Source organism: Aquabacterium sp. (assembly GCF_041909175.1).
Lineage (GTDB): Bacteria > Pseudomonadota > Gammaproteobacteria > Burkholderiales > Burkholderiaceae_C > Aquabacterium.
On the sequence record NZ_JAYRDZ010000006.1, the window covers coordinates 72,420 to 92,495 of the forward strand.

12 protein-coding genes are annotated in these 20,076 nt (G+C 62.2%); 8 read left to right on the forward strand and 4 right to left on the reverse strand.

Going from position 1 to position 20,076, the window contains the following annotated elements; genetic code table 11:
* Positions 1-44 precede the first annotated feature (44 nt).
* The 3 genes from imuA to ACE3PH_RS10320 are packed head-to-tail and all read left to right on the forward strand — an operon-like array spanning position 45 to position 5,348.
* Entirely contained in the window at positions 45-836 is a 792-nt protein-coding gene (gene imuA, locus ACE3PH_RS10310) for a translesion DNA synthesis-associated protein ImuA (RefSeq protein ID WP_374318575.1), read from the forward strand.
* On the forward strand, positions 772-2,154 hold the full coding sequence (locus ACE3PH_RS10315) for a DNA polymerase Y family protein (RefSeq protein ID WP_374318577.1): 1,383 nt from the start codon (positions 772-774) through the stop codon (positions 2,152-2,154). The genes imuA and ACE3PH_RS10315 overlap by 65 nt, the downstream gene beginning before the upstream one ends.
* Positions 2,151-5,348, forward strand: a complete 3,198-nt coding sequence (locus tag ACE3PH_RS10320) for an error-prone DNA polymerase (protein WP_374318579.1) — start codon at positions 2,151-2,153, stop codon at positions 5,346-5,348. Before ACE3PH_RS10315 ends, ACE3PH_RS10320 begins: the two co-directional genes overlap by 4 nt.
* Here ACE3PH_RS10320 and ACE3PH_RS10325 read toward each other — a convergent pair whose 3' ends face one another.
* From ACE3PH_RS10325 to aceE, 4 genes are all read right to left on the reverse strand, one after another.
* Positions 5,349-6,782 (reverse strand): methyl-accepting chemotaxis protein, encoded by a 1,434-nt coding sequence (locus ACE3PH_RS10325; RefSeq protein WP_374318581.1) that lies wholly within the window; start codon positions 6,780-6,782, stop codon positions 5,349-5,351.
* 274 nt (positions 6,783-7,056) lie between these two features.
* Positions 7,057-8,883, reverse strand: coding sequence for a dihydrolipoyl dehydrogenase (gene lpdA / locus ACE3PH_RS10330; protein ID WP_374318583.1), 1,827 nt, complete (start codon positions 8,881-8,883; stop codon positions 7,057-7,059).
* A gap of 10 nt (positions 8,884-8,893) precedes the next feature.
* Entirely contained in the window at positions 8,894-10,231 is a 1,338-nt protein-coding gene (aceF, locus tag ACE3PH_RS10335) for a dihydrolipoyllysine-residue acetyltransferase (RefSeq protein ID WP_374318585.1), read from the reverse strand.
* Positions 10,232-10,253: 22 nt separating this feature from the next.
* A complete protein-coding gene (gene aceE, locus ACE3PH_RS10340; RefSeq protein ID WP_374318587.1) occupies positions 10,254-12,953 on the reverse strand; it encodes a pyruvate dehydrogenase (acetyl-transferring), homodimeric type in 2,700 nt (899 codons plus the stop codon).
* A gap of 298 nt (positions 12,954-13,251) precedes the next feature.
* Between aceE and ACE3PH_RS10345 the strand changes: the two genes are divergently transcribed.
* From ACE3PH_RS10345 to ACE3PH_RS10365, 5 genes are all read left to right on the forward strand, one after another.
* A complete protein-coding gene (locus ACE3PH_RS10345) occupies positions 13,252-15,702 on the forward strand; it encodes a PAS domain S-box protein (protein ID WP_374318589.1) in 2,451 nt (816 codons plus the stop codon).
* On the forward strand, positions 15,699-16,334 hold the full coding sequence (locus ACE3PH_RS10350) for a response regulator transcription factor (protein WP_374318591.1): 636 nt from the start codon (positions 15,699-15,701) through the stop codon (positions 16,332-16,334). The genes ACE3PH_RS10345 and ACE3PH_RS10350 overlap by 4 nt, the downstream gene beginning before the upstream one ends.
* Positions 16,335-16,421: 87 nt before the next feature.
* Positions 16,422-17,285, forward strand: a complete 864-nt coding sequence (gene folD, locus ACE3PH_RS10355; RefSeq protein WP_374318593.1) for a bifunctional methylenetetrahydrofolate dehydrogenase/methenyltetrahydrofolate cyclohydrolase FolD — start codon at positions 16,422-16,424, stop codon at positions 17,283-17,285.
* 47 nt (positions 17,286-17,332) lie between these two features.
* On the forward strand, positions 17,333-19,378 hold the full coding sequence (locus ACE3PH_RS10360) for a M3 family metallopeptidase (protein WP_374318595.1): 2,046 nt from the start codon (positions 17,333-17,335) through the stop codon (positions 19,376-19,378).
* A 3-nt stretch (positions 19,379-19,381) separates the two neighbouring features.
* A complete protein-coding gene (locus ACE3PH_RS10365; protein WP_374318597.1) occupies positions 19,382-20,026 on the forward strand; it encodes a glutaredoxin family protein in 645 nt (214 codons plus the stop codon).
* Positions 20,027-20,076: the final 50 nt, after the last annotated feature.

Below are 20,076 nucleotides of genomic sequence, written 5' to 3' on the forward strand. Positions count from 1 at the left end.
CTCACGCTACGATACTGGATAAATAAACAGTATCGTAGCGTTCCATGTCTGCCAGTCCCTTTACCGAAGCCGAGCTTCCACCACATGTGGCCATGGCCCTGTGGCGGGGGCATGCCTTGGGGCGGCACGATGCGCCTGTCTGGTCCTCCGGGTATGTCGATCTGGATGCGCTTTTGCCAGGTGGCGGTTGGCCCGGACAAAGTCTCACCGAGATCCTGCAAGCACCGGCCATGCATGCCGAGTGGCGCTTGCTGTCACCGGCCTTGCGCATCTGTGTAGCCCAGGGGCAGGTGATCATGCTGATCAACCCGCCGTACGAACCCCATGCAGTGGGGCTGCGGCAAGCCGGGCTGGCTGAACAGCAATGGGTGTGTATCAGCCCGCCGGCCGAATCCGATGTGGTCTGGTCTACCGAGCAGGTGCTCAAGGCTGGGGCGGCCACGGCGGTGCTGGCCTGGTTGCCTCCGCACGTCCAGCCTGCGGCCTTGCGGCGCTTGCAGAGTTGTGCCGCGCGCCACGCAGGGCCCATTTTCTTGTTTCGACCCGAAGCGACGCAGGCCCAGCCCTCAGCGGCCCCCTTGCGTCTGACGCTCTCGCTCGACGCACAGAGTCAGGATGTGCAGGTGTGTGTGTTCAAGCGGCGAGGCCCTGCGCAACTGCATGCGATGACGCTGCTCAAGGCCTGGCCCTCGCATGTCCACCCCCTGGTGAGCAAGGCTTTGCAGCGCCAGGTCTCGGCACCTGTGCCAACCCCTTCCACCAGACATGACCATGTTGCACTGGATCGCCCTGCTGCCATCCGTCAGCTTGCTCGGCCCGGCGTCGTCCAGCTCTGATACCGCGCCGCTGGTCTGGTGGGCACTGCAGTATTCCCCACGGGTGGCATGGCAAGAAGAGGCGCTGGTCATGGAGACGTCAGCCAGCCATCGCTTGTTTGGCGGTCGCATGGCACTGATGCAGCGGCTGGTTCAAGAGGCAGCGCCCTGGTGCGCTGCGCCGCTGGCTTGTGCCCCCAGTGCCATGGCCGCGCTGGCTCTGCTGCGTGCCGCCTTGCTCGAACAGCCAGATGGCGACAGCTTGACCTGGGTGGACGGGGTGCCAGACCACATCGCTTCACGGCTGGACCCCCTGCCCTTGTCGGCGCTGAGTACTGTGTCCGCGCATGAAGCCACTTTATCCAGACTGGGCTGCCGCACCCTGGGGGATGTTCGGCGCCTGCCGCGTGGTGGTGTCAGCCGACGGTTCGGTTCAGCCATGTTGCAGGCGCTGGATCAAGCCTATGGCCAGGCACCAGAAGCCCACGTCTGGTTGACCAGCCCGGAGCAATTCGAACTCCACGTGATCTTGCCGCATCGGCTTGATGACGCAGCAGCCATCGGTGAGGCCAGTGCGGAGATGTTGCGCACGCTGTGCCTGTGGCTGGGGGCCCGACAGGCGGGCGTGCGCCAGTTCACGTTGAGCTGGCACTTTGATCGCCATCGTCAGGACCTGGACGGTGCCAGGCAGTGCGTGCTGAAACTGGCCGAACCGGCTCGTGATGCCGGTTTGTTGCACCGCTTGCTGAAAGAGCATCTGTGCCATCTGAGCCTGCCTGCACCGGTTGACGAGCTCTGGCTTCGCGCCGATGACGTGGCACCGCTGGCCCCACTGAGTGACAGCCTGTTTGCGCACACAGGGGTAGACCCCTTGTCAGACCGGCAGCAGCGCGAAGCCATGCAAACCTTGCTGGCCCGCCTGCGTGTGCGGCTGGGACCGGAATCTGTGCAGCAAGTGCAAGTTTGCGCAGACCACCGCCCGGAGCACACCCAGATCTGGCAAAACATTGAAAACCCCGCCAGACCGCCAGGTGCCCGGGCCATCGAGACCGATGTGCTGCCTCAACCCTGCTGGCTGCTGCCTGCGCCCCTGCCGCTGGGCTTGAGCCGAGATGCTGCCGGCGCCCGTGAGCTGCCGCAGTACCACGGCAGCCTGCAATTGCTGGCCGGACCGCATCGCATCGAGGCGGGCTGGTGGGCCGAGGGGGAGGTCCCCATGGTGGCACGCGACTATTACATCGCACGCTCGCCCCGAGCTGGTTTGTTGTGGGTCTTTCGGCTGCGTGGCGCTCAGGCATTGCAGGGTAGCCCCTGGTTTCTGCAGGGGCTATTTGCATGAGTGGGGTCTTGCCAGCGACACAGACTGACCGATTGCCTGCGTATGCCGAGTTGCACTGTGTGTCCAACTTCTCTTTTTTGCGAGGCGCTTCTCACGCCGAGGAGTTGCTGCTGAGGGCTTTGGCACTTGGCTACAACGGCCTGGCCATCACGGATGACTGCTCCCTGGCTGGTGTCGTGCGAGCCCACCTGGCCTTGCGGCAGGCCAGACAGTCAGGGCAGCCAGGAGCCGATGATTTCAAATTGATCATGGGCAGCGAGCTGGCCGTGGCAGATCCGCTCCATGGCAACTTCCGTCTGGTCGTCCTGGCGTGCAACCGCCTTGGCTACGGTCAGCTCAGTGAACGCATCACCCGCTTGCGCCGGGCGACGGAGGGCAAGGCCGCGTCTCCCTGGCTGCGCTCCGATGTTGACGGGCCAACCTTGTCTGACTGCCTGGTCCTGATGTTGCCCGACCGGTCGGCCGCGCGACGAAGCATGGATGACATGGCGCTGCGTCAGGCGAGCCTGCTTGACCAGGTGCAATGGCTGCGGCAGCAGTTCGCCGGACGATGCTGGCTGGCTGTCGAACTGCTCAATGAGGTAGACGATGCCTGGTGGCTGCACGAGCTGCGGGCAGTCAGCCTGGCCAGTGGTGTGCCTTTGGTGGCCAGCAGCGATGTACACATGCATGTGCGCTCACGCAAGCCCTTGCACGATGTACTAACCGCCACACGGCTGGGCCGTCCCTTGTCGGCCTGTGGCCTGCAGCTGCACCGCCATGCCGAGCAGCATCTGCGCAGCCGCTTGCAGTTGACTCGCCGTTATCCGGCCGACCTGCTGGCTGCCACACAGACCATTCTGGCGCGTTGTCATTTCAGCCTGGATGAGTTGCGTTACGAATACCCGGACGAGGTGGTGCCCGACGGAGCCACACCAGCCGGCCATCTGCGGCAGCTGGCCATGGCAGGTGCGGCCCTGCGGTTTCCCCAGGGGGTGCCCGATCAGGTTCTGGCACAGATTGAGCACGAGCTCAGCCTGATCGCCGATCTGGGGTATGAGAAGTACTTCCTGACCGTGCATGACATCGTGCGCTTCGCCCGCTCGAAAGGCATCTTGTGTCAGGGACGTGGCAGTGCGGCCAACTCGGCCGTTTGTTATTGCCTGGGCGTCACGGAGGTGGACCCGGCCCGCACCTCGGTGCTGTTCGAGCGTTTCATTTCCAAGGAGCGCAACGAACCGCCTGACATCGATGTCGATTTCGAACACGAGCGCCGCGAAGAGGTCATTCAGTACATCTATGCCCGTTATGGCCGCGATCGCACGGCGCTCACGGCCACGGTCATCACCTACCGCACCCGCAGTGCCTTGCGAGATGTCGGCAAGGCACTGGGCTTTGACATGGACACCATCGAGCGTGTGGCGCACGACCAGCACTGGTGGGATGGCAAGGGGCTATCCGAGCAGCGTCTGCAGGCACAAGGGCTGGATGCGCAATCGCGACGCATGCGCTTATGGCAGGAGCTCACCCGCACCCTCATGGGCTTCCCTCGACACCTCAGCCAGCACACCGGCGGCTTTGTCATCGCACGTGGCCGGCTGTGCCAGATGGTCCCCATCGAGAACGCATCGATGCCCGGGCGCAGTGTCATCCAGTGGGACAAGGACGACCTGGACGCCCTTGGGTTGCTGAAGGTGGACGTGCTGGCCTTGGGCATGCTCAGCGCCCTGCGGCGGGCTCTCGATTTCATCAGCCAGCGGCTCGGGCGGCCCTTTCGCATGCAGGACATCCCGGCTGAAGACCCAGCCACCTACGATATGTTGTGCAAGGCCGATGCCGTTGGCGTGTTTCAGGTGGAAAGCCGGGCGCAGATGAGCATGCTGCCCCGCTTGCGCCCACGGTGTTTCTATGACTTGGTGGTTGAGGTGGCCCTGGTGCGACCCGGGCCGATACAGGGCGGCATGGTGCACCCCTATCTGCGGCGCCGACAGGATGTGGAAGCCAATGATTGCCCGCGTGGACTGGAGGAGGCGCTGGGCCGAACCCTGGGGGTGCCCATCTTCCAGGAGCAGGTGATGCAGGTGGCCATCATTGCAGCCGGCTTCACCCCTGGCGAAGCAGATGCCTTGCGCCGAGCCATGGCGGCGTGGCGTCGTAAAGGCGGTGTCGACAAATTCTACGCCCGGGTGGTGGGGGGCATGACCGCGCGCGGCTATCCGGTCGAGTTCGCAGAGCGCATCTTCAAACAGATCGAAGGCTTCGGCTCGTACGGTTTTCCAGAGTCGCATGCGGCCAGCTTCGCCTTGCTGGTTTATGCCAGCGCCTGGATCAAGTGTCATGAGCCAGCCGCCTTCCTGGCGGGCTTGCTCAACGCCCAACCGCTGGGTTTTTATTCACCCAGCCAACTGGTTCAGGATGCCCGACGCCACGGGGTGGCGGTGCTGCCGCCGGATGTCTCTCACAGCGCCTGGGACAGCAGCCTCGTGGCCATGGGCAACGATGAGCCTCCGGCCGTCAGGCTGGGCTTGCGTCTGGTCAACGGGCTGGGGCGAGACGCTGCACATCGTCTGGTGCAGGCCCGCCTGACTGGTGGCCCCTGGCTGCATGCGGAGGACCTGTCACGCCGAGCTGCCCTGGAGCAAGCCGACATGCGGCACCTGGCCGCAGCCGATGCCCTGGCCAGCCTGGCTGGTCACCGGCGCCAGCAGGTCTGGGCGGCCAGCGCCCTGCACCGCCCCCCTGCCCTGCTGCGCCACACCGTGGTCGAGGAGGATGAGTTGCGCCTGCCCGAAGCACCGGAGGGCGAAGAAATCGTCTTCGATTACGCGGCCACGGGCCTGACCTTGCGAAGACACCCTTTGGCCTTGCTGCGCACCCGACTCGACAAGGCGCGGCTCTGCAGCGCAGCTCAACTGGGTTTACTGGAAAACGGCAGATTGGCGCGTGCCTGCGGCATTGTCACCGTACGCCAGCAACCCGATACCGCAGCCGGGGTGGTCTTTGTGACACTGGAAGATGAGACGGGCACGGTCAACGTGATCGTCTGGAAACAACTGCGTGAGCGCCAGCGGCATGAGTTGCTGCACGCCCGCCTGCTGGCGGTTTATGGGGTCTGGCAACGCGAGGGTGAGGTGTGCCACCTCATTGCCCAGCACCTCAAGGACATGACACCCCTGCTGGGGCGCCTGGGCACCCGCAGCAGGGATTTTCATTGATCACAAGCCGCGCTTGGCCCTGGTCAATGCCATCGACACCTCAGTGGAAGCCAGCGCGAACTCTGAACCGCCACCGATCAGGCGCTCGGCTTCCGCATAAGAGCCCGCATTGATCTTGCGTGCCACTTCGCCTGCCGACTTGTGGAAACCAGCGTGCTTGGTTACCAGGGCCACAAACGCGGGCTTGCTGCCCCATTGGGCGCCGCCGGGGCCATGCAGCCACTTGCCCAGCGCACAGCAGTCATCGCGGCAAATGGTTTCGGCATCCAGCTTCTCATGCTTGTCGATGGCCGCACGCAGCTTGACCTTCCACTGACGGTGAGCTTCGATCGCCTGATCGAAGTTGAAGCCGGTCATGGCTTCGGCTGCTTGTGCCGATCCACCGGCCTGCACACCCGCCGGCAAGCGGAAGCGCGCCACCTGTTCGGCCAGGGTCTTGGCCTGATCCTGCATGGCATGAGCCGCCGCAGCGGTTTGCTCCACCAGCGCAGCGTTGGCCTGCGTGCTGTGGTCCAAATCATTGACCGACTGGCCAATCAGGCTGACGCCCTGGCTTTGTTCCTGGGCGGCCGAGGCAATTTCGTTGAGCAGGTCATTGATCCGGTGGGCCCCCGTGACGATCTCGCCGATGGTCTTGCCGGCATCGGCCACCACGGCACTGCCGGTTTCCACCTTCTCCACGCTCTCGGTGATCAAGGTCTTGATCTCGCGGGCGGCACCGGCGGAGCGCTGTGCCAGGCTGCGAACCTCGGAGGCCACCACGGCAAAACCTCGCCCGGCCTCACCGGCGCGTGCCGCTTCCACTGCGGCATTGAGCGCCAGGATGTTGGTCTGAAAGGCAATACCGTCGATCACGCTGATGATTTCGCTGATCTTGCTCGACGAGCGGTGGATTCCATCCATGGTGGCTACCATGGACTCCATGATCTGCCCGCCCCGGGCTGCCACCACCGCGTTCTGGTCTGCAATGCTGGCGGCCTCCTTGGCGTGGCCGGCTGTCTGCTGCACGGTCGAAGACACCTCTTCCATCGACGAAGCAGACTGCTCCAGATTGGCGGCCGTCTGCTCGGTGCGGGCAGAGAGATCGAGCGCACCAGCCGCGATTTCACTGCTGCTGTACATGATGTTGTCCGAGCCCGAGCGCAGGTTGGCCACCATGACCCGCATGCTGTCTTGCATGGTGGTCAGCGACAACATGAGCGTGGCCATTTCATCGTGGCCCCACGGTGACGGCGACTGGGTCAAGTCTCCATCGGTCATGGCCTTGAGGTGCCGGCGCACCTCACGCAAGCCTCCGCCCATCACCAGGTAGAAGCTGAAAAACAGATAGCCGGCAATGGCCAGGAACAGCCCCGTCAACACCATCAGGCTCATGAAGTGCGCATCGTGCTGTGACTTGCGCCAGACCTCGGCCCACAACAGGCCGATCGGCATCAAGAAGCACAGGCAGATGATGCTGGCCTTGGCTCGGAACCGGAGATTGCGAAAAAGCCGCACCCCCGGGGCCCAAATGCCGTGGTACGTGAAAAAACCACCGTGTTCGTCACTGACATGCGCATCGTGCATGGTCTGACCGAGAGGTGGATTTGCTTGAGATACAGCAGAAGTGGGACGCATGAACACCCTTGAAGACCAAGCTGACATAGGAAATTGTCAGAGGCTTATCGGTAGTTCAGTCGCCCCACTTGAGTGTATGAAAGCGGTCAAATCAAGGTTGACGCTTACGAACTGGCGGCAGGTCGGTGCAACTGCCGTGTGCGGCCTCGGCAGCCAGACCAACGCTCTCACCCAGCGTGGGGTGCGGGTGGATGGTCTTGCCGATATCGAGCTCGTCTGCGCCCATCTCGACGGCCAGCGCCACCTCACCGATCAGGTCGCCCGCATGGGTGCCGACGATGCCGCCACCAACAATGCGTCCGGTTTCAGCGTCGAACAGCAGCTTGGTGAAGCCCTCCGAGCGGCCATTGGCCAATGCACGGCCAGAAGCTGCCCAGGGGAACAGCCCCTTGCGAACCGCCTTGCCTTGCGCCTTGGCCTGCTCTTCGGTAAGCCCCACCCAGGCGATTTCCGGGTCGGTGTAAGCCACGCTCGGGATCACGCGGGCATCGAAGGCCGTACGGGCCAATGCCTGGTCACCCAACAACTCGCCCGCGACGACCTCGGCGGCCACATGCCCTTCGTGAACGGCCTTGTGCGCCAGCATGGGCTGGCCCACGATGTCGCCAATCGCGAAGATGTGCGGCACGTTGGTGCGCTGCTGCAGGTTGACCGGGATGAAACCACGCTCGTTGACCGTCAGACCGATGGCTTCTGCCCCGATCTTGCGGCCATTCGGGCTGCGCCCCACGGCTTGCAGGACCAGGTCATACGTCTCGGTGGCCGGGGCTTCTACCCCAGGCTTGGCCGATTCGAAGCTGACCTGGATGCCTTCCGGTGTGGCTTGTGCCGATACCGTCTTGGTGCCCAGCATGATGCGATCGAAGCGGGCGGCATTGAACTTCTGCCACACGCCGACCAGATCCCGGTCAGCCCCAGGCATCAGCGTATCGCTCATCTCGACCACATCGATGCGGGCACCCAGTGTCGAGTACACCGTACCCATTTCGAGCCCGATGATGCCGCCACCGACCACCAGCATCTTGCGAGGCACCTTGGGCAGTGCCAGCGCGCCGGTGGAATCGACCACACGAGGGTCATCAGGCAGGAAAGGCAGATGCACAGCCTGCGAGCCTGCTGCGATGATGCAGCGCTTGAAGCTCAAGGTCTGAACCTCGCCCGTCTTGTCCTGACCAGTGCCGGTGGTCAACTCCACCTTGATGTGGTGGGCATCGACGAAGTAGCCAAAACCGCGAACCAGGGTCACCTTGCGTGCCTTGGCCATGCCGGCCAAGCCGGTTGTCAGCTTGCGGGTCACGCCGGCTTTGTGGGTGCGCAGCTTGTCCAGGTCCACCTTGGGTTCGCCGAAACTCACCCCGAGTGCGTCAAAGTGTTTGACCTCGTCCATCACGGCGGCCACATGCAGCAGCGCCTTCGACGGAATGCAGCCCACGTTCAGGCAGACACCGCCAAGCTCTGCATAACGCTCGACCAGGACCACCTTCAGCCCCAGGTCTGCAGCGCGGAAGGCCGCGCTGTAGCCGCCGGGACCACCACCCAGCACCAGCACGTCGCAGTCGGTCTCGGCCGGAGCCGGGCTCGTCGCAATGGGTGCTGCGGCCGGTGCGGCCACCTGTGGAGCCGCAGCCGGAGCCGCCGCAGGAGCCGTTGCCACCGGTGCGGGCGCCGCCTCGGCAGCGCCTGCTGTTTCCAGCGTCAGGATGATGGCGCCCTCGCCAACGCGATCACCCAGCTTGACCTTGATCTCCTTGACCACGCCCGCGTCAGTCGAAGGCACCTCCATGGAGGCCTTGTCCGACTCGAGTGTGATCAGGCTTTGCTCCTGGCGGATGCTGTCACCCGGTTTGACCAGGATCTCGATGATGGCCGCGTCGGCGATGTCCCCGATGTCGGGGACCTTGATGTCAATCAGTGCCATGTTCGCCTCCTCAGACCAGGGCGCGACGGAAATCCGCCAGCAGCGCAGCCAGATAGGCGTTGAACTTGGCAGCTGCAGCACCATCGATGACACGGTGGTCGTAGCTCAAGCTCAGCGGCAGCATCAGGCGCGGCACGAACTCCGACCCGTTCCACACCGGCTTCATGGCCGAGCGGCAAACGCCCAGAATGGCCACTTCCGGGGCGTTGATGATCGGGGTGAAGGTGGTGCCACCGAAACCGCCCAAGGACGAGATCGAGAAGTTGCCTCCTTGCATCTCCGCAGGCGTCAGCTTGCCATCACGGGCTTTGGCTGCCAGTGCGGCCGTTTCCTGCGCCAGTTGCGAAATGCTCTTGGTGTCCACATCACGCACCACCGGCACGACCAGCCCATTGGGCGTGTCAGCGGCAAAACCAATGTGCACATACTGCTTGAGCACCAGGTCGTCACCATCCAGCGATGCATTGAAGTTCGGAAACTTCTTGAGCGCTGCCGCACAGGCTTTCAGCAGGAAAGCCAGCAGTGTGAACTTCACGCCTGCCTTGGCATATTCCTCATTGAGTTTCACGCGGAAAGCTTCCAGCTCGGTGATGTCGGCTTCCTCGTTGTTGGTCACATGAGGAATGCGAACCCAGTTGCGATGCAGGTTGGCGCCCGAGATCTTCTTGATGCGAGACAGCGGCTGCCGCTCGATCGGTCCGAACTTGGCGAAGTCCACCTTCGGCCAGGGCAGAAGGCTCAGCCCCTCGCCACCAGCCACGGGGGCTGCGGCTGCTGGGGTGCTGCCCTGCTGCAAGGCCTGGCGCACAAAGGCTTCGACGTCTGCCTGCGTGACACGCCCTTTCGGGCCCGAGCCCTTGACCTTGAGCAGGTCCACCCCCAGCACGCGCGCAAAGTGGCGCACGGATGGCGAGGCATGGGCCAGCGTCACAGGCTGAGGGTCCCCCACAGGGGGTAGATCGGCCGTGGGCGGCACATGCGGCGGCGGCGCCTCGGTCGGCTCCGCCTCCTTCAAAGCTGCGGGGACAGGCGCCGGCTCGATGGCCGGCTCGGCAGCAATGGCGGCCGCGGGTGCCGGCGCAGCAGCCGAGGGGGCGGCCGCAGCGTCTTGCGCCACGTCGAGCATCCCGATGACCGCGCCGGTGCCGACACGGTCACCAAGCTTCACGCTCAGAGATTGGAGAACCCCCCCTTGCGAAGCCGGCACTTCCATCGAGGCCTTGTCGGACTCAAGGGTGATCAGGCTTTGTTCGGGGCGGATGGCGTCTCCCGGTTTGACCAGGATTTCGATGATGGCGGCATCGGCGATGTCGCCGATGTCGGGAACAGTCAATGGAACGAGTGCCATAGCGTCATTGCCTCAGGCTTGCTCACGCATGGAGCGGATTGATCTTGTCGGCGTCGAGCTGGTAGCGGGCGATGGCCTCGGCCACTTGCGTGGCAGGCACCGTCCCCTCCTCGGCCAGCGCTTTGAGTGCCGCCACCACGATGTAGTGACGGTTGATCTCGAAGTGCTCGCGCAGGCGATAACGGAAATCGCTGCGCCCGAAGCCGTCCGTACCCAGCACCTTGTAGGTGCGTCCCTTCGGGAGGTAGGCACGGATCTGTTCCGCGTACGTCTTCACATAGTCAGTCGAGGCAATCACCGGGCCGGCATGCGGAGCCAGTTGCTGCGCCACGAACGGCACGCGGGGTGCGTCGGTCGGGTGCAACATGTTCCAGCGCTCGGTCTCCTGGCCATCACGCGCCAGTTCGTTGAAGCTCGGGCAACTCCACACATTGGCAGCGACACCCCAGTCGGCTTCGAGCAGTTCGCGAGCCGCGATCGACTCACGCAGGATGGAACCAGAACCCATCAAGTTGACGCGAGGTGTCTTCTTGGCACCTTCCTGCAGCAAGTACATGCCCTTGATGATTTCGTCTTCCGTGCCCTGACGCAGCCCCGGCTGAGCGTAGTTTTCATTCAGCAGGGTCAGGTAATAGAACACGTTCTCCTGCTGCTCGACCATGCGCTTGAGACCGTTCTGGATAATCACGGCCACTTCGTGTGCGAAGGTCGGGTCGTAGCTCAGGCAGTTCGGAATCGTCGATGCCACCAACTGGCTGTGTCCGTCTTCGTGCTGCAGGCCTTCACCATTCAGCGTGGTCCGGCCGGACGTGCCGCCCAGCAGGAAGCCGCGTGCCTGCATGTCACCGGCGGCCCAGGCCAGATCGCCAATGCGCTGCAAGCCGAACATCGAGTAGTACACATAGAACGGGATCATGACGCGGTTGTTCGTCGAGTACGACGTGGCCGCAGCAATCCACGAGCTCATGCCACCGGCTTCGTTGATGCCCTCCTGCAGAATCTGCCCGGCCTTGTCCTCGCGGTAGTACATGACCTGGTCCTTGTCGACCGGGGTGTACTTCTGCCCTTCCGGCGCATAGATGCCGATCTGACGGAACAGGCCTTCCATACCGAAGGTACGAGCTTCGTCCACCAGGATGGGCACCACGCGTGGGCCCAGGTTGGCATCCCGCAGTAACGGGGTCAGGCAGCGCACGAACGCCTGCGTTGTCGAGATCTCACGGCCCTCGGCTGTGGGCTCCAGCACGCTCTGGAACGCAGACAACTCGGGCACCGGCAGATGCTCTTCAGCCTTCGGGCGACGTTGCGGCAGGTAGCCGCCCAGTGCCTCGCGACGGGCATGCAGGTATTGCATTTCCGGCGTGTGGTCAGCCGGCTTGATGAAAGGCAGCTTGGCGATGTCTTCGTCGGGCACCGGGATGTTGAAACGATCACGGAAGACCTTGATGTCCTCGTCCGTCAACTTCTTGGTCTGGTGAGCGGTGTTCTTGCCTTCACCACTCTTGCCCATGCCGAAGCCCTTGACGGTCTTGATCAGCAGCACCGTGGGCTGGCCCTTGTGGTTGACCGCCTCGTGGTAGGCCGCATAGACCTTGTGCGGGTCGTGACCGCCACGGTTGAGACGCCAGATGTCGTCGTCACTCATGTGCGAGACCATTTCAAGCGTCTTGGGGTCGCGCCCGAAGAAGTGCTTGCGAACGAAGGCACCATCATTGGCTTTGCAGGCCTGATAGTCGCCATCGACCATTTCCATCATGATGCGGCGCAGGGTGCCGTCCTTGTCACGGGCCAGCAGCGGGTCCCAATAACTGCCCCACAACACCTTGATCACATTCCAGCCGGAGCCTCGGAATTCACCCTCCAGTTCCTGGACGATCTTGCCGTTGCCACGCACCGGGCCATCGAGGCGCTGCAGGTTGCAGTTCACCACGAAGATCAGGTTGTCGAGTTTCTCGCGCGCAGCCAGGCTGATGGCGCCCAGCGATTCGGGCTCGTCCATTTCGCCGTCGCCACAGAACACCCAGACCTTGCGGTTGGAGGTATCGGCAATACCGCGGGCGTGCAGGTATTTCAGGAAGCGCGCCTGGTAAATGGCCATGATCGGGCCCAGGCCCATCGACACCGTGGGGAACTGCCAGAATTCCGGCATCAGCTTGGGGTGCGGGTAGCTCGACAGGCCCTTGCCGCCGACTTCCTGCCGGAAGTGGTCGAGTTGCTCCTCCGTGATGCGGCCTTCCAGGAACGCACGTGCGTAGATGCCAGGTGCGGAATGCCCCTGGATGTACAGCAGGTCGCCCCCGTGGTTCTCGGTTGGCGCGTGCCAGAAGTGGTTGAAACCACAGCCCAGCATGGTGGCCAGCGAAGCGAACGAGGAAATGTGCCCGCCCAGGTCCCCACCGTCCGGTGGTTCGTGGCGGTTGGCCTTGACGACCATGGCCATGGCATTCCAGCGCATGTAGGCGCGCAAGCGCTCCTCGATGTCCAGATTGCCTGGGAACGACGCCTCATCCTGCGGCGCGATGGTGTTCACATACGCGGTGTTTGCAGAAAACGGCAAGTCGATCCCGGTTTGACGGGCATGATCCAGCAAAGTCTCGAGCAATTGGTGGGCTCTGACTCGGCCTTCCTTATCAATGACGCCGGATAGGGCGTCAAGCCATTCGCGTGTTTCTTCTGGGTCGAGATCGATCGAGCCAGACGACAGCGGATCGGCAGCTGACATAAGAGAGTCTCCAGTTGGTTGTGAGGAATTTTTCCCTGAGTATGTGTGAAGCACCCTGTCAACGGGGTGGTTTCATTGAACGCCTAAAGGCGGATATGCGCTGAAAATGTAGGTGCTGATTCCATGATTACAGATTGTGGAATGCCACACTGATAATCCCGGTATGCCTCCTTCTGTCTCCAATAAGGTCTTTCAAACAACTGCCTCCCAAGGGGAAACCCCACACCGCCTGTTCAGGAAGTGGTGGGGTAAGCAGTCACCCAGTCAACAGGATCGCTACGCGACCCTGGGGCCCCTCGTGTCCGTTATTCTGTTCCTTGCGGCCATCATCGCGGCATTCTGGTATCTCCGCAATGAGGAGTTGGAGCGCGAGCAGGAGTCGGTTAAACGCGACACGGAAGTGGTTCAGCAGCAAATCCGGCTCCGCATGGTTGAAAGCCAGGAGCAACTGGTTCGCCTGGGCAGGGAAGTCAGCATCAAGGCGATCACGCCGGAGCAATTCCTGCATCAGGCTGCAGATTTCGTCCGCACGCGCCCCGAGGTCATCAGCGTGTCGTGGATCCAGGCCAATCAGAACGTGCGCGCTACGCACACGTCTTTGAGCCTGCCTTACCAGTCCACGGCCCCGCTCGATCTCGACCCTTCAGGCAACCAGGTATCGCCTTACGACCCCTTGCATGAGGCACGTGAGTCGCAAGACGCCTTCAGGCTGGCGAAGGAAAAGGGCCAGCCTGTTTACTCGCTGCCCTATACCAATGCGATGTCGGTTCGCGTGATCCAGGTGCATATCCCCCTGGTAGACCGCAACGGCTTCATGGGCACGGTCGTGGCCGAGTATTCGCTTGAGGCCCTGATGCGTTACGTCGTGCCGCTCGAGGTCAGCGGACGCCATGCCATGAGCCTGGTGCGGATCGGTGGGGCCGTGCTGACCAATACCGTCAATGCCGGGCTGGAAGATGCGGCCAAGCCCACTTTCGTGCATGAAGTGATCGTCACGCCGGTCGGCAATGGGTTGATCCTGCGGGGCATGGGTTTCCGTACCTCGACCAAGCTGGTCGGCAACACCCTGTTCTGGATGGTGGTGGCCCTGTCCGCGCTGACGGTCTGGACCCTGGTGGGCACCCTGCGGCACATGCGTCGCCGTGCCGACATTCAGAAAACCCTGGTACAGGAAACCAACTTCCGGCGGGCCATGGAAAACTCCATGCTCACCGGCATGAGAACCATTGACCTGGAGGGGCGCATCACCTATGTGAACCCGGCCTTCTGCGCCATGACCGGGTTTGCCGAGGACGAGCTCATCGGCTGTGTGCCGCCCTACCCTTATTGGCCCAAGGACCGCCTCGACGAGTTCAACCGCATGTTCCAGCAGGAGTTGCTGGGGCGCAGCCCCATGGGCGGGATCGAAGTGGTCATGCAGCGGCGCGACGAAACGCAGTTTGATGCCCGCATGTACGTGTCTCCGCTGATCGACTCCGACGGCAACCAGACCGGGTGGATGACCTCCATCACCAACATCACCGAAGCCAAGCGCGTGCGCGACCAGTTGACGGCTGCGCATGAGCGTTTCACCACCGTGCTGGAGGGGCTGGATGCCGCTGTGTCGGTGATGTCCGTTCACCGCGGCGAGTTGCTGTTCGCCAACCGCTCCTATCGGCTGTGGTTCGGTGCCAACCCGACCGCCCACTCGGACCTGACGGGCGGCGAGATTGCCCCGGTGGGCGGCGTGGACAGCGACGAGTCCGTCGACAACTTCGGCGGACTGCCCACGCAAGCCCTGACCGGTGCGGGCGTCGATGCCCGTGAAATCTACATGGATTCGGTCCAGAAGTGGTTTGACGTGCGGGCGCGCTATATCCAGTGGACGGATGGTCATCTGGCGCAAATGCTGATCGCCACCGACATCACCGCACGCCGCGCAGCAGACGAGGCCTCGGCACGACAGGCTGAAAAGGCCCAGTTCACCAGCCGCCTGATCACCATGGGGGAAATGGCGTCGACCGTGGCACACGAACTCAATCAACCCCTGGCCGCCATCTCCAATTACTGCAGCGGCATGGTGAGCCGCATCAAGGCTGGCAGCATTTCCAGTGAAGCCCTGGTCGAGGCCCTGGACAAAACCTCCCGGCAGGCACAACGGGCTGGCCAGATCATCCACCGCATTCGCCAATTCGTTAAACGCAGTGAGCCGCAGCGCCAGCCTGCCCGAGCACGGGACATCGTCGAAGCCGTGCTCGATCTGGCAGGCTTCGAGATGCGCCGTCGCCGCGTGACCCTCAACAGCACCGTCAGCCAGCGCCTGCCCACGTTGATGGTCGATCCCATCCTGATCGAGCAGGTGCTGCTGAATCTGCTCAAAAATGCGGCAGAGGCCATTGATTCTGCCCACATGCCCCAATCGCGGCGTCATGTCGACTTGCGTGTGCAACAGCGAAAGACAGATGACCAAGGCCTGGTCATCGAGTTTTCAGTGACCGATTCCGGGCCGGGTATGCGGGAAGACATGCTGGGTCGACTTTTTGAAGCATTTCATTCTTCAAAGGCCGAGGGATTAGGGATAGGCCTAAGTCTTTGCAGGTCAATTATTGAGTCTCACCACGGTCGTATTACCGCAGAGAACCTCTACAATGAAGGTACGGTTGTCGGGTGCAGATTTGTCTTCACCCTCCCGGTAGAAAGTGGCGACCATACCGATTTTTCGGACACGGTTACCCCTCCCTCCAACGACTTGCTTGCAGATAATCCATGAGTCTGATTCCGAAAAAAGGCACTGTGTACGTTGTTGACGACGACGAAGCTGTACGTGATTCACTGCAATGGCTTCTCGAAGGCAAGGACTACCGGGTGCGCTGCTTTGATTCGGCCGAGTCCTTCCTGGCTCGTTTCGACCCGCGTGAGGTTGCCTGTCTGATCGCCGACATCCGCATGGATGGCATGAGCGGTCTGGAATTGCAGGACAAGTTGCTCGAGCGCAAGTCGCCGCTGCCTATCGTGTTCATCACCGGTCACGGCGACGTGCCCATGGCGGTGAACACCATGAAGAAAGGCGCGATGGACTTCATCGAGAAGCCGTTCAAGGAAGACGCCCTGGTGAGTCTGGTCGAGCGCATGCTGGAACAAGCCCGCGTGGCCTTCTCCAGCTCGCAGGAAGCCGCCAGCCGCGAGGCCTTGCTGGCCCGCCTGACCACCCGTGAAGCACAGGTGCTCGAGCGCATCGTTGCCGGCCGCCTGAACAAGCAGATCGCCGACGACCTTGGCATCAGCATCAAGACCGTTGAAGCACACCGTGCCAACGTCATGGAAAAGCTCAATGCCAACACGGTGGCCGACCTGCTCAAGATCGCACTGGGTGCCAGTGGTCAGCCGGCCGCCACGAAATAAGCAGCAGGCTGATTTTCTTTAGCTATTTGCTGCAAGGCCGCCAATGTGCGGCCTTTTGTCCTTTTTGAATATCCCCATATCAAGATCATGACTGCCCAACTGATTGACGGAAATGCCCTGTCCAAACAACTCCGCGCTGAAGTCGCCCAACGCGCTGCGCAATTGACTGCCAAGGGTATCAAGCCGGGTTTGGCCGTGATTCTGGTTGGCGACAACCCTGCCAGTCAGGTTTATGTGCGCAACAAGGTCAAGGCGTGTGAAGAGGCTGGTATGCACTCGGTACTCGAGAAGTACGAAGCCAACATGACCGAAGCGCAGTTGCTGGCACGTGTCGAGGCACTGAACAATGATCCAGCCATCCACGGCATCCTGGTTCAATTGCCCCTGCCCAAGCATCTGGACGACCACAAGGTCATCGAATCCATTTCGCCGCTGAAGGATGTCGACGGGTTCCACGTCAGCAGCGCGGGCGCCCTGATGGTGGGCGAGCCAGGCTTCAAGGCCTGCACGCCCTACGGTTGCATGAAGATGCTCGAATCCATCGGCATGAAAGACCTGCGTGGCAAGCACGCTGTGGTCATCGGTCGCTCCAACATCGTAGGCAAGCCCATGGCCATGATGCTCCTGCAGGCCAATGCCACCGTCACCATCACCCACAGCGGCACGGCTGATCTGGCCTATCACACCCGTCAGGCCGACGTGGTGGTGGCTGCCGTTGGCAAGCGCAATGTGCTCACTGCGGACATGGTCAAGCCAGGGGCCGTCGTGATCGATGTGGGCATGAACCGCGATGATGAAGGCAAGTTGTGTGGTGACGTCGATTTTGCAGGCGTCAAGGAAGTGGCCGGCTGGATCACGCCGGTGCCCGGTGGCGTAGGCCCGATGACCATCACCATGCTGCTGGTCAACACCATCGAGTCGGCTGAGCGCGTTGCGGCGCAGCAGGCCTGAGGTCTGGTCGAGACCGGTTTGTCACGATCCTTGCTTCACTTCGCATCATGAGCCAACACAATCCCTTGCTTGACATGAGCGGCTTGCCCGCTTTTGACGCCATTCGCCCGGAACAAGTCACGCCCGCCATGGACGTGCTGCTGGCCGACGCCGACGCTGCGCTCGAGAAGGTGGTCGGCCCCGACGTTCCGGCTGATTACGATGCCTTGTCCCTGCTGCTGGACGTCAGCACCGAGCGACTGGGGCGAGCCTGGGGAGCGGTCGGTCACCTGAACTCGGTAGCCGATACGGCCGAGTTGCGTGCGGCCTATAACGAAAACCTGCCTCGCATCACCGAGTTTTATACCCGTCTGGGTGCGGACGAGCGACTGTATGCCAAGTACAAGGCGCTGGCTGCCACGCCCCAGGGGCAGAGCCTGCCTGCGGCCCGTCATCGCGCGCTGGACAATGCCCTGCGCGGATTTGTCCTTGGTGGCGCAGAGTTGCAGGGCGAGGCCCGCAAGCGCTATGCCGAGATCCAGGAGCGCATGGCCGCGCTGTCGCAGGCCTTCTCCGAGCATGTGATGGACTCGACGGACGCCTATGCCAACTACGTTGAGGCTGCGGAGTTGCCAGGCGTGCCCGAAGATGTGCTGCACGCTACACGCGCCGCAGCTGAAGCAGAGGGCAAGCCTGGTCACAAGCTGACGCTGCACATGCCATGCTACCTGCCCGTCATGCAGTACACCACCAACCGCTCATTGCGTGAGACCCTGTACCGGGCCTACAGCACGCGGGCGAGCGAGTTCGGGGCCGCCGAGCGAGACAACACCCCCTTGATGCAGGAAATCGTGGCCCTGCGCCAGGAAGAAGCCCGCTTGTTGGGGTACGCCAACTATGCCGAGGTGTCGTTGGTGCCCAAGATGGCCCACACCCCGGCACAGGTCACCGATTTCCTGCGTGACCTGGCCCGCCGAGCGAAGCCCTTTGCAGAAAAGGACATGACCGAGCTGCGGCAGTTTGCCCAAGACGAACTGGGGCTGAGCGACCTGCAAGCCTGGGATGTGGCCTTCGTGAGTGAAAAGCTCAAGGAAGCCCGTTACGCGTTCAGCGACCAGGAGGTCAAGCAGTACTTCACCGAGCCTACGGTCCTCAAAGGTCTGTTTGGTTTGATCGAAAAGCTGTTTGACGTGGTCATCCGCCCCGACAGTGCGCCTGTCTGGCACGAGTCGGTGCGCTTTTTCCGCATCGAGCGCCGTGGTGAGCTGGTCGGCCAGTTCTATCTGGACCCTTACGCGCGGCCTGGCAAGCGTCCTGGCGCCTGGATGGACGATGTGCGTGGACGCTGGACGCGCCCGGACAACCATCAGACCCAGACACCCGTCGCGCATCTGGTCTGCAATTTCGCCAAGGGTGTGGGTGACAAGCCAGCACTGCTCACCCATGACGATGTCACCACCCTCTTCCACGAGTTCGGCCATGGTCTGCACCACATGCTGACCAAGGTGAATGACATCGGCGTGGCCGGTATCAGCGGGGTCGAGTGGGATGCCGTCGAGTTGCCCAGCCAGTTCATGGAGAACTTCTGCTGGGAGTGGGAGGTGGTGCAGCAACTCACCAGCCACGTCGAGACAGGCGCGCACCTGCCACGCGATCTCTTCGACAAGATGATCGCTGCCAAGAACTTCCAGAGCGGCATGATGACCGTTCGCCAGATCGAGTTTTCCTTGTTCGACATGCGGCTGCATGCTGAACCGGGCCAGGAGCAACGTATTCAGCCCCTTCTCGACGAGGTCCGTCAGGAGGTGGCGGTCAATATCCCGCCCGCTTTCAACCGCTTCCAGCACAGCTTTTCACATATCTTTGCAGGTGGCTACGCAGCCGGGTATTACAGTTATAAATGGGCTGAAGTACTATCTGCCGATGCTTATGCGGCCTTTGAGGAAGCTGCTGCCGCAAAACATGGCAGCGTGGTCGACACGGATGTGGGACAGCGCTATCGCGAATCCATTCTGGAGGCAGGCGGCAGCCGGACAGCCATGGACAACTTCAAGGCGTTCCGTGGTCGAGAGCCCAGTATTGATGCCTTGTTGCGTCATCAAGGCATGAGTTGAAGGATGTTCAAGTTGAAGATGAGCCGTCACATTTCGCTGATCTCGATACTGCGTTGTGCAGTGCCTCTGGCGATGCTGGTGGGGACCCCTGCGTGGGCCCTCTATAAAGTCGTCGGGCCGGATGGCAAGGTCACCTATACCGATCGTCCGCCTGTTGACCAAAATGCGGTGACACTCAAGTCAAACGGCGCCACGTCGGGCACGGATAACCTGCCCTATGACCTGAAAAAGGTAGTGGACAAGTATCCCGTCACGTTGTTCACGTCGTCCAATTGCGCACCATGTGACGCCGGTCGTCGTTACCTTCAGGCTCGTGGCGTGCCGTTTACCGAAAAGACGGTGAGCACCGACGCCGATATCAAGGCACTTTCCAAGCAGGAAAGCGTCAATGAGACACCGGTTCTGAAAGTCGGCACCAAGCAGTTGCTGGGCTTTGCGCAAAGCGAATGGGCCAGTTACCTGGACGCTGCAGGTTACCCCGCGCAGTCGCGCCTGCCGGCCAATTACAAACAGCGTGGCGCGACGCCGTTGACGCCTGCTGCAACGCCTGCCTCTGCGGCAGCCTCGCGTGCCGAGTCAACTGCGCCGAGCAGTGCACCATCGCCGGCCCCCGCCTCGGGTAACGCGCCGGCGGGTTTCCGCTTCTGAGATCGGCTTGTGGGGGCATCACCCCAAAACAAAAGGCAGCCTTGGCTGCC